A 14834-nucleotide genomic window follows, 5' to 3' on the forward strand; every position below is an offset into this window, starting at 1 on the left:
TTAAATAATCCGCTTTCAATGAATTACAAAAAAATACTTGAAAATAGAATCCATAAAAAAGGTATAACCCAGTAAACAATTATTAACAGATTAACAGCATACCCAATTATTTTCAATACTCTCGAAATTTTAATTTCTTTACTACTTTCATTACTATCTATTCCAAGTATTGGATTATCAAATAAAGCCGAAACAATAAAGTATCCGTCGCAATTTTTATGAAATCTAAATTGCCAAATGATTCTTAACCATAGAATCGAAATAGCCGCGGACACTTTCCAATCTATTACAAAATAATCTAAAATCAATAAAGTAGCTAAGAGAAAGGAATCAAATGCTAAACCGGCAGATAAAGCAGCCAGTCTCGATAAGAAAGACCAGACCCATATATGGGTCATAGATACAGTCGCCTTAGCTTGAACGAAATTTAATCTTAGTCCTCCTGTTCTAAAAAAATATGAACGTGAAAATATTATATGCATTAACTCATGAATTAAAGTGGTTATTAAAGAAAAAGCAATTAGATAGATTAAGTTAGCGGGTAAAGGGATTCTACTATTAATAAGAACACTTCCGCTAGGTATTCCCTTAAATAAGCTTAAGACAAGCGAAATTAATATAGAAAGTCCACCTAATATAAAAAGAGTCATACGTTTAATATTCCATCTTATATTGTTCTTCTCATCTGGAAAAGACTCTATTTTATCATTTTCGTCAATGTAAAAACCATTTTCCTGAAGAAGATGTACCGTCTCAATATCATAACAGTCTAATGAATTATTATGGATTAAAGATTTTGCTAGTTCTTCGTTAACTATAAGGGCGTCTGATTCTTTTGCTACAACTATCCAATCGCCACTCTTCAATCTTCTCCCCTTAATTGGTTTAAGAGAATGTTTTTTTTCCATTAAAAATTACGCCTTGTTTTTCGTTTTGTAGTATTCAAATATTTCCCAGTCATCTGAACGACCGTTACCACAAGTAGGGCATTCTGTGTACCTATCCCACGCCGGGTGTGTAAAAGATGAACCATCTTCAAAATTTATTTCATATTGAGTACTTAAACTTCTTGGTGGTGCGTATCCCGTAATAACTCTTACTGCCTCGTCTACAATTGCAGATGTAAGTTGGAATATTGATGGGGCATATGCAATTGAAGGAGGTGAAAAGTTGATATTTCTAAAACCTACGAATTGATCTATAAATTTCGGGTCATTAACACTAAAATGGAGGTTCAAACAATCAAAACAACCTGTTTTACCTGGTAATACAGTAAAAACCCTTCCACGACTAACTTGATGAGCTCCAAAAACACATGGTACATTAGCTTTTATTATTGCTTGATTAACAGTTCTTTGCGCTTCAAATGGAGGTTCATCAATAGCACAAATTACCAAATCCACCCCATCGGTAAATTGTAAAATATCTTCTGGAGTTTCAATTTTTTTATTATGTGATTCAACTATTAGTTGAGTATTCATTTCGGAAATAGCTTTTGCTGCCACTTCACACTTAGGCAAACCAATATCCGCTTCCCTATATAATAACTGCCGTCCTAAATTACTCTCTTCTACATTATCGTAATCTACAATAATAACCTTCTTTACGCCAATTCCTGACAAGAGGGTTAATACATTTGATCCTCCTCCACCAAGTCCTAATAGAAGAATAGTTGATTCATTAATTTTTTTTTGAAAACTAAATCTATTCCCTTCTGTTCCAGTGTATCTGCTAAAGTAATTAACATTTGCTATGTAACGTTCTTGGATACCACTTTCATGACCATCAAGTGTTTCTTCTAAAAAACCTTCGTTATCAAGTAATTGGATACCTTCTAATACCTCCCCTTTGGTAAGTTCTGGAAATAATTCCAGCATCTCTTTTATTACTTCCTCTACTTTTCTTCCATCTAATCGAGAAGCTAGCTCCCATAAATGACCATCTGGGTCACCAAACTCAGCAGTAATACCTAATTGTGCTCCAATTCTAAACTCCATTTCATTAAGTCTATATAGTGGATAAATTGCTTTGATTCGAGGTCTATCGTATTTACAATTCATAATATAGTCTCCTTATTTTAAATTTGATGAGACGACCAAGTCGAGACATCAGATTATAAAGTCTCGACTTGATCGTTGATAATTGAGTAATAAAATATTAAACAATAATCCACCATGCTGTAGCATCAACCTTTACTGCTCTACGAACTGTAACGTTTTTCATTATATTCACCTCCTTTATATAAATTAAAAACAAATTCCTAATATTAAGAATTTATTTTGTAGTATTAACTGTAATTATTGATTATATTAGGTAATAATTACTATATATGATATATAATTACAGTTAACTACTGTAAAATTACCATATATTATTAATAAAGTAAACACTTTTCTCTATTTTTTGTTTTTTTTAAACCATTATAAAACATACGTTTTTCTCACCAACTTAATTTTTAAAGTAAGTTCTGTAATAAAGTACTAGTACTTTTTTCTTTCAAAGCGAATAAAATATTATTTATTCAAATCAAAATTATATTTGATATCCACACTTCCATCTATAAGCTAGATGATGCATTGTCGGATAATAATTGCTATTTTGTTAATTTATTGACTTAACTATGGGAAGTGATGGTTATAAAAAATAGGATTTAACCTTAACATTACTTAACAACTTGCTACCTTGGACATGTGCTTTATCTGGTGAATAATCTGCTTTAATAGCCGCTTGTGTAGCATTAAATGCTTTAACATAATAAATACAAAAAAGTTCAGAGCCAGTTTTCTTGCTAATTTGTTTCTAAATTTAAGTCACATAAATTATCTGAAATATTGAATTTGCTTAATTGATAACTATTATCAATTGTTGTATATTAGATAGTAACGAACATATAATTGAATAAGGAGAATGTATAATGCAAATATACTGGACTAAAATAAATAAAATTATTGAAGAAACGCCTGAGATTAAAACGTACATGCTCGACTGTCCGGAAGGCTTTACATGGGAAGAAGGTGCTCACACCCACTTCGCACTGGAAGGTTTTAATGCTGGAGATAAACCAAACCGCGGGCTAATTCGCCATATGTCAATCTCGACTTTACCGCATGAAAATTCAATCGGTATCACAACACGTATCAGAGAACAATGCTCTGAGTTTAAAGCGATTTTAAGAAACCTTGAAGTCGGCAATAAGATTGCACTCTTTAAAACTCATTCGAATGTACCGCTTAAAAGAGATGGAAAAAATGTTTACCTGCTGTCATCAGGTGTTGGTCTGGCAACCTTCAGACCGCTTGTGCTTGATTATTTCGAACGTGCTGACAACGTCAATCAAATTCATTCCTTGAACATCGATTCATCAAAAGATTTCTTATTCACTAATATTTTCGAAACCGTTCCTGACAAGAAGTTCACATCACATTTTGTTGATAACCGAAAAGACTACTATGAAGAAGTAAAAAAACTTGCTGCTGACAAGGATGGACTTTTTTATGTTGTCGGCAGTGACGAGTTCCTCGTACAGAACATTGAAGTACTGCGTGAACAGGGCATCAAGCCGGAACAGATTATACTCGACAAGCATGAACAACAACGGCCTAAGTTTTTATCATTTGATTTGTCAATTTAAGTGAGATAAAATATTTAATTTATAAATATTAAATAGATGTTCCATTAATCATGGGCGCGATTGTTTAAGATGAGTCTAAAAAAATTGATGTCATTTCTAATGTAAAGATTAAAATTGAAGTGAACATTAGAAATAAATTCAAATAGTCCAAACTAAAGTAGCAGTTAACTTTAAACAGTTAGCTGTTTTATTAGTTTTTACTAATTGATTTTACGTTCGATTTAAAATTCGTAATCCTTATCTTTTTGTTAGAATCTGTTGTTCCGGAAATGGACTTTTACTTTAATGTATTGATAAATCTCACTTCCAATATATTACCAATATATGTAAGCGTAAATAGTCCCCACCTATTAATAAACTACCCCCTGTCAAGTAGACAGTGGAAATAATAAAAATGATTTAAGCGGCTTTAGTTCTATATTTATAGGACTGAGGCCGTTAATCGTTCTTGATATCTATCATGATTATAAAAATATATGTACTCATCCATCGCTTTAGATAGCTCCTCAAATGTCTCATACTTATGTAAATATACTTTTCACTTTTGAGTGTTCCCCAAAAAGATAAGATTCCATTGGTCCGTTATCCATACATTTACCAACTCGTGAATACTGTGTGTTATCTCAGCCTTATCTATCCTACGTTTAAATCCATGTGAAGTATATTGAAATCCTCGATCACTATGAATAAGTAGATGTTCTTCTTCGTTTAAAGTAGCTATTGCATCTAATGTTTTGAAAACTAGTCAATTATTGTTTCTGTGTCCAAATACATAGCTATTGACGCTTACCAAGTTATACCTGTGTGGATAATACGGTCATGCGCCCGTTGATTCTTGGCTGCTGTGTTTTGCCTTCTCCGGCAAACTCCAAATTGACGAACGTCTATTCTGTATTCGGGATAACAAATTTTAGTTTCATATGTTTTCGCCTCTTTCTTTTTTAACTTTCTGATTAAATTTCACATACATATATCATTTGTTGAGAGTAGAGGGAAGACCTTCCTTGCTTTGTTTGTTTCATAACATCAGCTCCCTTCGTACTTTGATTTTAAGTGGCTTAAAATGACGTATGAAGGCTTAAAATATTTTGTTTATCATAAAAGGTAAAATTAAATTTTGATGATATTTATGCAAAGTTTTATACATGCTGTAGTCGGTAAGACAGCGTTAAAATGCTGTCTTACCGACAATGTAGTGATAGAATAATAATTGAATATATTACATGAGAGGTTGAAATAGATGACAACTTATCAAGTCATTGATTTAGAAAGTTTTCCAAGAAGAGACTATTATGATTATTTTATGGCGACAGACACAACGTTTGAAATGACAGTAAAAATTGATGTTACTCGGGCAGTTAAAAAATGCAAAGATGAATCTATAAGCTTTTATGCTTACTCTATTTTTAATTTGACTAGATCGGTTAACAAGATTCCGAATTTGAGATATGCCCACATAGATAAGCAATTAGTAGAATGGCAAGAATTAGTACCAACGTTTACGAACTTTAATCAGGAAACTGAATTATTTTATAGTTTATGGTTGGAAGGATTAACAGATTATAAAACATTTGACCGTGAGTACAAAAAGCTTATAAAAGAGTATGCAAACACAACAGATATCGCACCAATGGGAGCTGTTCCCCCTAACGTGGTGAATATTTCATCAATTCCTTGGATGCATTTTGAACATTTTTCATCTCAACCAGGAGCTATCAAAAATAATTTAACACCAATGATTACCAGTGGAAAGTACGAAAAAGTTGGTTCACAGTTGCTAATGCCAGTGAATATTAAGGTTCATCATGCAACAGTAGATGGCTATCATGTGACGTTATTTTTTGAAATACTGCAACGTGAAATGAACCGTTAACTTTTAGGAGGAATAGGGAGGATTTAAAAAAAGAAAACAATCACGCAAATAAACTTATTCAGGGATTTAATAATATTGTGATGATGAAGCAAGGAAAGAGGAAATTATTAAGAATTTGTTTGGGAATGCGGACATCAACCCAAGTATAAAACATAATTTCCATTATAACTTAGGTTATAACATTCATGTTGGCAATGATTTTTATGCTGGATATATTGTACTATTTTAGATATGGCTGAAGTGATAATTGGTGACAACTGTATGATGGAACCTAATTTAACATACTACTGGAAAAAATATCTTATAAAAAACAGCTAACTTTAAACAGTTAGCTGTTTTTTATTGCCTATTCTCAGAAACAAGGACGATTAATTCAAATGGAAATGCAAGTCTATATCTCAAACCTTGGAAAATATAATAAAGGTGAACTTGTCGGTGTTTGGTTTACCCCTCCTATTGATATGGAAGACGTAAAAATTAGAATTGGTTTAAATGGCAATATGAAGAATATACCGTACATGATTACGAGTTGCCATTTGAAATTGATGAATATACACCGATTTCTAACCCCATCTTCATCCAGATGGGGTAGCTACTTTCGTAGGATATCACAAAATTCAGCGAGTGACGGGCCCCAATTTTTATATTAACCCGTACTTTACAAAACTATTAAATATACCATCTTCATCAGGAGTATCAGTAATATCATCAGCCACTAGCTTCAGAGCTTCTTTAGCATTTCCCATAGCAATTCCACGGTGAACATATTGAATCATTTCCAAATCATTCATCCCATCACCATAAGCAAATGAGTTCTTTCTATTTATATTCAAATGTTCTAATACCTTTACAATAGCTGTCTCTTTATGGGTACCTGGAATGGATAATTCTCCACTATTTTCCCCGAAGATAGGTACGGTGCTAGAAATATTGAATTTTGTTCCAAACTCTTCACTTATCTTTTCGATAGGTATGTCTGATCCTAAAAAGGAGATCTTGTTAATGTCGTCTCTTATCGAACTTTCACCTTCAATCAGCGCATCATGGAATGGAAGGATTCCTTTTTCAATTTCCTCCTTCGCTCCGGGATTTTCCTTGATTTCTTTATCAATGATGGAGCGTATATGTTTTTTGCAGTATTTACTAGCAAATAACCCACCGTTGGACTCTAAATAAAAATCAATACCATGCTGGCTAAAATAATCGACCAGATGCTGGACATCTTCAGGGTCCACGGTTTCATGTAAAATGACTTCTTGACCAACTTCAATATATCCTCCAACTGCGCCAATAATGCCATCGAATCCTATGTCCAGTATATCCTCATATAGTTCTGCTTTCGAACGCCCTGTACTGATAAAAATAAGATGACCGTTCTCTCTCGCTTTTTGCACCGCAGACTTTGCTGATTCAGGGACCACTCCATTATCATTGACGAGTGTCCCATCGATATCCATAAAAATAATTTTTTTCAACCTATCCAACTCCTGTACTACATTTATCTTACATCAATGATGAATAAATAACCTTCAATTATTCAGTGTACTTGACAATTGGAAGTAACAAATTAAATTTGTTTAGGATTCCCCGAGAGATTATAGCTTTTCTCCATTCGTAGCGATTACGTCTTTATACCAACAAAATGATTTTTTCTTTTTACGTTCTAATGTACCATTACCTTCATCATCTAGGTCTACATAGATAAAGCCATAACGCTTGGACATTTCTCCTGTTGATGCACTTACAAGGTCGATACATCCCCAAGAAGTATAGCCCATCACTTCTACGCCATCTTTAATAGCCTCTCCGACCGCATTAATATGTTCTCTTAAGTATTCGATACGGTAGTCATCCTGGATACTGCCATCCTCTTCTACTTTGTCATAAGCACCTAAACCATTTTCCACTACAAATAACGGTACTTCATACCGATCATAAAGTTCATTAAGTGTAATACGAAGACCTGTTGGGTCAATTTCCCATCCCCAGTCACTTGCTTTAAGGAATGGATTTTTAACACCACCAACCATGTTACCTTGACCGATTTCATCTGTAGTTTTTTCTTTTCTTTCTGTACGAGACATATAGTAACTTAAAGAAATAAAGTCAACAGTACCTTCTTTAATCAATTCTAAGTCGCCATCTTCCATTTCGATATTAATGTCATGTACCTTGAAATAGCGATTAATGAAAGTAGGATATTTCCCTCGAACTTGAACATCTGTACAGAAATTATTAAATAAACGACTTTCTTCATGTGCATACATGACGTTTTCAGGATTGGAATCATAGGAATAGACTGGAGCATAAATAATCATACAGCCTACTTGAGATCCCGGGATAATTCGATGTGCTGCTTTAACAGCAAGTGCACTTGCGACAAATTGATGATGCAGGGCTTGAAATGTTGGTTGGTACCTATCTTCTTCTTTTTGAATCGCAAATCCAAGTCCCATGATCGGCATCATAAATCCACTATTTATTTCGTTAAATGTCAACCAATATTTTACCTTATCTTTATAGCGGTTTAATACCGTTTCAACATATCTTTCGAAAAATGTAATCACCACACGATTTCTCCAGCCGCCATAATTTTTCACTAAGTTTAATGGCATTTCATAGTGCGATAAAGTAACAACAGGTTCAATATCATACTTTGCCAATTCATCAAAGACACGATCATAGAATGCCAATCCTTCTTCGTTTGGCTCCAGTTCATCTCCATTAGGAAAAATTCTAGACCATGCAATGGATAAGCGATAGGTTTTGAATCCCATTTCGGCGAAAAGAGCGATATCTTCTTTATACCGGTGATAAAAATCAATACCTAAATGGTTCGGGTAGTAATATTTATCTTTGTCAATCTCCCAGTCAAACCCAGGTTCACTTAATACTTTAAGCCTTTCTTTACCACCTGGTAAGACATCGGCAATATTCAATCCTTTATTACCTTCACCAAAGCCACCTTCTAACTGGTTCGCAGCCGTTGCTCCGCCCCATAAAAATCCTTCTGGAAATCTCGTATTTTTTGTCATGTAATGACCTCCTTCATTTTGTAATGCCATCCAAGCAATGTTTTTATGAGTAAACGCTTGGATAACATCTTTCATTCAAGTATTAACCTAACTTTTCTTTCGTGAACTTACTCTACAAAGCATTCTGTTTTTTCATCGTCAATGATACCATCATAATCATTATCTTTCGTAAGAGATCTACGATGTCAGCGTTATATGCGGAAGCGACGTATTCATCACCAAATAACACATCTCCTTTACCATCTACTTGAATGGAATAGACAGTCATGACAGATGCGGGTTCTTTTGTGTTTTACGAGTTAGGTTTAATCCCCCGCCTGTGAATATGTTTAGATGCTCCTCATAATTGTCACCTGGGAAAACAGCAAACTTACCTTGAAACGTATGTGATTAACAACCACCTTCGCCAGCACCCTCTCCTGAGAAGTGTTTAATCATAATAGAAATGGAATCATCGCCCGAGCCTAAATCATTCCCATCTCCATCAAATATTGACTAAGATTCATTCGTATAAGATTCCGCAAGCCCAGTAGCTAATTTACTTCCTTCACCAAACGTTCTATCTACCCGTAACCAACGAGGTTCAGTCGCTAAATCAATTTGTGCCCCTAATGCCTGGTACTCTTCAGATGATGTCTTAGAGAAATCTCGCATGATATCCGGATTGAACGTTGCTGCCAAGCCTAAATTTATGGCCAGCGTGAAATATCGCCACTGCATTATAACATCCGCCTCACCCGCTGTACTTGTTGGGTCAGAGCTAAAGTTTACCGGAATGGTTGGTTCATCTTCCGTTCCTAATTCTTCAACAAATGCTTGCATCTGGTTCGTCCATTTTACACTTGCTCTACATCGTTCGATCCTGCATGTAACACATTACGCAGGTTATCATTTTCTAAATATGCTTTTGATCGTTTGTTAAACCAGGAGATCCCATTTATGTGAACTAAATAACATCAAACCAGCAATCTGATCTACGGATAATACTTCTGCTAGTGCAATTGCACGTGCCCTCACGCCAATCTTCAAAAGTATCCCATTCTCCGGTATTATTTAAATCTATGAAGTAATAAGTCTCCCCATCTACTTCCTCAGTCAACATATGAATACCGCTACTTAATGAAAAATTAATCCTTGGCCCCGTCAGGGTTCTCCACTACACCAAATGGCGTTTCACCATCAGAGAATATGAATAGACAAGATCTTGGGCATCTTCAGCTTCTTGACTCTCTTCGCTTTCTTGGCCGTCTTGACTTTCTCCACTCTCTTTAGTAGCAGAATTACTATCTGTACAGGCACTTAAGCACTAACAACAATACCAGCAATGAAATAGATACTAGTTTACTCTTTATTACATTATTAATTCCTCCTATGTTTTTCTGACAAGTTTACTGCTTTTAATGGTGCATCTTTTCTTGCATCCATAGAAGGCTTTATTTTATTTCTCTAAAAATATAATTGGCTTTCCAACCTGAATCGTTCCCTCTTCTGCAGTTTCAATGGACGTATATTGATCAAAGTTTGTAATAACAACGGGAGTAAAAATATTATAGCCAGCTTTTTCAATTGCCTCTATATCAAACTCAATGAGCAATTGTCCTTTTTCTATTTTGTCTCCCTGAGCAACATGTGCGTTAAAGAACTTTCCTTCTAATTGAACCGTATCCATACCAATATGAACTAATAATTCTGCACCATGCTCTGTTACAATACCAATCGCATGTTGTGTTTCAAATAAAGCAGAAACCGTACCAGCTACAGGTGAAATTAACTTTCCTTCTGAAGGTTTGATTGCGACACCTTTCCCTAACGCACCTGATGCAAAAACGGAATCGGAAATGTCAGCTAACTTGAACACTTCACCATTTAACGGACTTTTTATTACTTCACTTGTTACATTTTGTTTCGTGTTATCTTCTGCTTGTGGAGCTGGTTGAGTTGATTCTTCATTTTCTTTATTTGCACCACTAAAGAAATAAGTCAGTACAAAAGCTAACACTGTTCCAACGACAGCTGCGATAAGGGCACCAATGAATGCAGCATTCATGCCTTCTTCTGGATGGATAAAGCTAGGTAACTGAAATATTCCAAGTCCCCCCATTGTATAGCCAATCGTACCAAACAGTCCTAATAATGCACCGCCAATTCCTGATGCGATTAGTGTGAAGATAAATGGTTTTTTAAGTGGTAAGGCTATCCCGTACATACCAGGCTCTGTTACCCCAAAGATAGCTGATATGATAGCTGGAGGGGTTAGTGTTTTCAACTTTTGTTTTTTCGTTCTAATCCAGATTGCTGTAAGAGCTCCAGCTAGTGCAAAGGAATGGACAAACATTAATGCTAAGATCGGGTCCCACCCCTGACTGGCAAAGTTGTTGATCCCGATTGGGACAAGTCCCCAGTGCAGTCCAAACATAACAAATACTAACCAGAAAGCACCTACAACCGCTCCAGCAATCACAGGACTTAGCTCATATAACCAAATGGTTCCTGCTCCGAGCAACTGACTTGCCCATGTAGCAATTGGACCAATGACAATAAAGGTTAATGGAACAATGATAAGTACGGTCAGCATCGGGACGATAAATGTTTTTACAACGTCTGGTACTATTTTCGCAAAAAAATTTTCAAGCTTTGCAGCGAAAAATGTAGAAAAAATAATTGGAATAACCGACATCGCATACGTCATTAAAATAATTGGAATACCAAAGAATTCAATATGAACGGGTGATTCAAATAGGGTACCTGCAAATAATGTATATAAAGGCTCGCCCGCTTGAGCACTCGGATCAAGCGCTGGATAAACTAGTGCACCCGCTATCAACATTCCTAAGAAAGGTGTTCCGCCAAATTTCTTCATTGCTGTATATCCTAGGAATATTGGCAGGAAGTAGAACAATGCATCTCCAATTGCATTTAAAACTTGGTAGGTTCCACTTGCTTCATTAAGCCAACCCGCCGCAATAAATAACGCATTAAACCCTTTGATCATACCTGAGGCTACTAATACAGCTAAGATTGGCTGGAAAATACCAGAAATCATATCGATAAATCGGTCCAATAAGCTACCTTTATCACTATTATCATCCGGGTCATCAACCGGTCTATTCAATTCGAAACCACCTTCAGCAACAACTGCTTTATAAACATCAGGCACGTGGTTCCCTATAACAACTTGATACTGCCCGCCACTTTGTCTAACCGTAACAACGCCATCCATCTTTTCCAGCACTTGTGTATTCGCTTTTCCTTCATCTTTTAGTTTGAAGCGTAAGCGAGTAATACAATGCACAACACTGTTAACGTTTTCTTTACCGCCGACATTTTCGATTATGGCTTTCGCTAGCTTCTTATATTTCATTTTAACCCCTCCAATTTTAATCTGTTTTTTTAAAATAAAAACCCGAATGCTTTTACAGACAAGATTCCATACTGTTTGTTTGCACTTTCACAGAAAAGAATGTTACTATTCTTAGTCTCTTTAAAGTACAAAAAACCCTTTTAACAAAACATTCGGGAAATGCTTGTTTATTCATTAAAGTCTTTTAAATAATCCTACTTAAATTCGATTGGTTAACCGGTGAATATGCAAAGTTAAATATAATATTTCATCATGTGAAATGGACCAGTTATAGTCTTTTTTAATATACGAGGCAATGCGCTCTGCGCATCGATATGCTTTATCATATTTCACTTTAATCTGCTCGTATAAAAACTCATCATACGTGTCTTCCAATTTTTCTTTGCGAATAAAACGCATGGCAAAAAAGCGCAAGTGTGTCAAAAATCGCTCATAATTGACTGAGTCTTCATCTAAGTCCATTTGAAAATAATATTTAACGATATTTAATATGTCATTGACCATTTCCGTCACTTGAACAGTCTTTGTCATATTCTCACCAGAAAGCTGACTATTAACAAAATGCAATGCAATGGAAGCCGCTTCGTCTTCTGGCAATTCTATATTTAATTCTTGGTTAATAATGTCCAGCGCTTCTAGCGCTATTTTGTATTCTTGCTTGTAGTACTTGCTAATTTCCCATAACAATGCATTTTTCAAATCGTATCCCAGTTTATGGCGTTCCACCGCAAAGTTCAAATGATCAATTAAAGCGACATATAAATAATCATCTAATTGGTAGGATAGTCTAGACTTGGCCAGTTCAATAATTTGATGGGCTAATTCCAAATAAATCTCTGGTATTTCTTTTAATAGTTCAGCAATCTTATTAGATATACCTTTATGCTCCAATATAAAGATCTTTTCTACCTTTTCTGGATCGATGGAATCGCCTTCTTTTTTCTGAAAAGCCAAGCCTAAACCCATAACGACAACTTCTTGATGCTGCTCATTATAAGTCAATGCTACATTATTGTTTAATATTTTTTTGATTTTCATATTACTCACACCTGAATCATATTTTAGGAAATCTGATATACAATCAGTGTATGAGGCGGACAAAGTACTAAAACCAGCTCTTCGCCCAACTCCTTTTGACTATTCTATTACTATTTCTTATCTGTCATTAATTATTCTGAAACTGTGGTAGATATTCTTGATGAGCTTCAAGCATTTCATCAAGAATTTCTTTCGCTATGGTGTCAGATGGAATGAGTGGATTAATTGTCATTGCTAGAAGTGCTGTTTGATAATTGCCGGTTACAGCAGCCTCTGCTGCAACTCTTTCAAATGATTTAATTTGCTGTACAAGACCTCTTGTTGCTACAGGTAAATCGCCAATAGCGATTGGTTTTGGACCATCTTTTGTAATAACAGAATTGATTTCAACAGCTGAGTCATCTGGAATGCTTGCAATTGCTCCATTATTAATAGTATTAACAGGCTGAATATCTCTGCGATTATTATAGATAGAATCGACTAGACTACATGCTGCATCACTATAGTAAGCACCGCCTCTTTCCTCTAATTGTGGAGGCTTGATCGTTAAGTCTTCATCTTTATATAACTCAAATAAATCTTTTTCTAGTTTTTGAACAACTTCAGCTCGAGTTCCTTCTTCCGCCGCTGCTTTACTTTCTTCTTCAAACATCTCACTTGTTTTGTAGTAGTAACGGTGATAAGGACAAGGAATCGCTTGGAGTGCTTTCAGAAAGTCTGGTTCCCATTTCAAGTCGACGATATTTCTCATCGTTCCACTTGACACGTCACCTGAAGCAATCTTTTCAATATATTGGTCGGTATAAACTTCCCCATCTAGATAGACATTTAATCCGTAAATCATATGGTTCAATCCTGCAAAATCAATTTGAATCCGCTCAGGATCAACACCTAATTGATCTGCAATCCCCATTTTCATTCCGACCGGGACATTACATAGACCAATGATTTTCTTCCAATCACTATGGCGGAGAACTGCTTCTGTCACCATTCCTGCTGGGTTGGTGAAGTTAATCAACCATGCATCAGGACATAATTCTTCCATATCTTTAACGATATCTAAAATAACCGGAATTGTCCTCAAACCTTTGAAAAGTCCACCCGGCCCATTTGTTTCCTGACCAATGACGCCATATTTTAAAGGAATACGTTCATCTTTTGCACGTGCTTCCAGTAAACCGACACGTAACTGCGTCGTTACAAAGTCTGCATCTTTCAATGCTTCCCGGCGGTCTAATGTAAGATGTACATCAATTGGCAAACCAGCTTCTTTAATCATACGCTTAGCTAAGCCACCAACGATTTCCAGTTTTTCTTGTCCTTCTGGGATATCAACTAACCAAAGCTCACGGACTGGTAAACTATCATATCTTTTTATAAATCCCTCGACTAATTCTGGAGTATAGCTTGACCCCCCACCTATTGTGACAATTTTAACGTCTTTACTCATTAAAATGACCTCCTATTACTAAAACCTCTCATTCTTTCTTTGAAAATCGATTCCTCATGCATGGGATAGCGGTGGGCAATAAAAAAACCCGAACTGTTTAAAAACGCACGTATAGCGTTTTCAAATCAATTCAGGTTATGCCCAATTAAGGTTACATTCCTTAAATTTTAAGATTAACTTATTTAATTATAGCTTTAAGTTATCACATTTTTTGATTGGTGTCAACATTTACATTAAAAAGGGTTGAGTCAAGTATTTGTAGAGCTTTTTTTCTACATTTTGCATTTCAACTACAGAAGAAAGATATGCCTTCACATCGTCTGAATTTCTACCTGTATACCAAATATCTCCATCAATTTTTTTGTAAATTAGCGTTTACTTGATCGATAACAAATTCATACTTTCTGAGAGTTATTTCCAAATTCTTAACTTCTTGTTGGAGAACA

At 35.3% G+C, this 14834-nt stretch carries 10 protein-coding genes and 3 pseudogenes; 3 read left to right on the forward strand and 10 right to left on the reverse strand.

Annotated features, from left to right (window positions below):
- Positions 1 to 23 precede the first annotated feature (23 nt).
- The 3 genes and pseudogenes from BN1066_RS04270 to BN1066_RS04280 form a co-directional block, all read right to left on the reverse strand.
- A complete protein-coding gene (locus BN1066_RS04270; protein ID WP_077318257.1) occupies positions 24 to 908 on the reverse strand; it encodes a hypothetical protein in 885 nt (294 codons plus the stop codon).
- Between the two features lie 6 nt (positions 909 to 914).
- Positions 915 to 2060 carry a ThiF family adenylyltransferase gene (locus BN1066_RS04275; RefSeq protein ID WP_077318258.1) on the reverse strand — a complete coding sequence of 382 codons (1146 nt, stop codon included), beginning with the start codon at positions 2058 to 2060 and terminating at the stop codon, positions 915 to 917.
- A 592-nt stretch (positions 2061 to 2652) separates the two neighbouring features.
- Positions 2653 to 2769, reverse strand: a pseudogene (locus BN1066_RS04280) (terminase small subunit); the annotation flags it as partial.
- 145 nt (positions 2770 to 2914) lie between these two features.
- Here BN1066_RS04280 and BN1066_RS04285 point away from each other — a divergent pair.
- On the forward strand, positions 2915 to 3631 hold the full coding sequence (locus tag BN1066_RS04285; protein ID WP_077318259.1) for a dihydropteridine reductase: 717 nt from the start codon (positions 2915 to 2917) through the stop codon (positions 3629 to 3631).
- A gap of 421 nt (positions 3632 to 4052) precedes the next feature.
- Here BN1066_RS04285 and BN1066_RS21170 read toward each other — a convergent pair.
- Positions 4053 to 4151 (reverse strand): annotated as a pseudogene (locus tag BN1066_RS21170) (IS3 family transposase); the annotation flags it as partial.
- 720 nt (positions 4152 to 4871) lie between these two features.
- Between BN1066_RS21170 and BN1066_RS04300 the strand changes: the two are divergent.
- Together BN1066_RS04300 and BN1066_RS04305 are read left to right on the forward strand one after the other, a co-directional pair.
- On the forward strand, positions 4872 to 5504 hold the full coding sequence (locus BN1066_RS04300) for a CatA-like O-acetyltransferase (protein WP_077318260.1): 633 nt from the start codon (positions 4872 to 4874) through the stop codon (positions 5502 to 5504).
- Between the two features lie 377 nt (positions 5505 to 5881).
- Positions 5882 to 6069: pseudogene (locus BN1066_RS04305) on the forward strand (antirestriction protein ArdA); the annotation flags it as partial.
- 76 nt (positions 6070 to 6145) lie between these two features.
- On the opposite strand, the gene BN1066_RS04310 reads toward BN1066_RS04305, so the two are convergent.
- The 6 genes from BN1066_RS04310 to BN1066_RS04335 all read right to left on the reverse strand — a co-directional run bounded on the left by BN1066_RS04310 (position 6146) and on the right by BN1066_RS04335 (position 14388).
- Positions 6146 to 6979 carry a Cof-type HAD-IIB family hydrolase gene (locus tag BN1066_RS04310; RefSeq protein WP_245799697.1) on the reverse strand — a complete coding sequence of 278 codons (834 nt, stop codon included), beginning with the start codon at positions 6977 to 6979 and terminating at the stop codon, positions 6146 to 6148.
- 120 nt (positions 6980 to 7099) lie between these two features.
- Complete coding sequence (locus BN1066_RS04315; RefSeq protein ID WP_077318902.1) at positions 7100 to 8539, reverse strand: glycoside hydrolase family 1 protein; 1440 nt, start codon at positions 8537 to 8539, stop codon at positions 7100 to 7102.
- 495 nt (positions 8540 to 9034) lie between these two features.
- Entirely contained in the window at positions 9035 to 9361 is a 327-nt protein-coding gene (locus tag BN1066_RS04320; RefSeq protein WP_077318261.1) for a glycoside hydrolase family 3 N-terminal domain-containing protein, read from the reverse strand.
- A gap of 616 nt (positions 9362 to 9977) precedes the next feature.
- Positions 9978 to 11900 carry a beta-glucoside-specific PTS transporter subunit IIABC gene (locus BN1066_RS04325; RefSeq protein WP_077318262.1) on the reverse strand — a complete coding sequence of 641 codons (1923 nt, stop codon included), beginning with the start codon at positions 11898 to 11900 and terminating at the stop codon, positions 9978 to 9980.
- A gap of 198 nt (positions 11901 to 12098) precedes the next feature.
- Entirely contained in the window at positions 12099 to 12938 is an 840-nt protein-coding gene (gene licT, locus BN1066_RS04330; protein WP_077318263.1) for a BglG family transcription antiterminator LicT, read from the reverse strand.
- Between the two features lie 127 nt (positions 12939 to 13065).
- A complete protein-coding gene (locus tag BN1066_RS04335; protein ID WP_077318264.1) occupies positions 13066 to 14388 on the reverse strand; it encodes a 6-phospho-beta-glucosidase in 1323 nt (440 codons plus the stop codon).
- Positions 14389 to 14834 lie beyond the last annotated feature (446 nt).

The organism is Virgibacillus proomii (assembly GCF_900162615.1).
In the GTDB taxonomy this organism is placed as follows: Bacteria; Bacillota; Bacilli; order Bacillales; family Amphibacillaceae; genus Virgibacillus; species Virgibacillus proomii.

Excerpts from the sequence above, each read along its gene's own strand:
- BN1066_RS04275 (WP_077318258.1), bottom strand. The coding sequence starts at position 2,060 with ATGAATTGTAAATACGATAGACCTCGAATCAAAGCAATTTATCCACTA.
- licT (WP_077318263.1), bottom strand. The coding sequence starts at position 12,938 with ATGAAAATCAAAAAAATATTAAACAATAATGTAGCATTGACTTATAAT.
- BN1066_RS04270 (WP_077318257.1), bottom strand. The coding sequence starts at position 908 with ATGGAAAAAAAACATTCTCTTAAACCAATTAAGGGGAGAAGATTGAAG.
- BN1066_RS04335 (WP_077318264.1), bottom strand. The coding sequence starts at position 14,388 with ATGAGTAAAGACGTTAAAATTGTCACAATAGGTGGGGGGTCAAGCTAT.
- BN1066_RS04315 (WP_077318902.1), bottom strand. The coding sequence starts at position 8,539 with ATGACAAAAAATACGAGATTTCCAGAAGGATTTTTATGGGGCGGAGCA.
- BN1066_RS04285 (WP_077318259.1), top strand. The coding sequence starts at position 2,915 with ATGCAAATATACTGGACTAAAATAAATAAAATTATTGAAGAAACGCCT.
- BN1066_RS04325 (WP_077318262.1), bottom strand. The coding sequence starts at position 11,900 with ATGAAATATAAGAAGCTAGCGAAAGCCATAATCGAAAATGTCGGCGGT.
- BN1066_RS04320 (WP_077318261.1), bottom strand. The coding sequence starts at position 9,361 with ATGCAAGCATTTGTTGAAGAATTAGGAACGGAAGATGAACCAACCATT.
- BN1066_RS04300 (WP_077318260.1), top strand. The coding sequence starts at position 4,872 with ATGACAACTTATCAAGTCATTGATTTAGAAAGTTTTCCAAGAAGAGAC.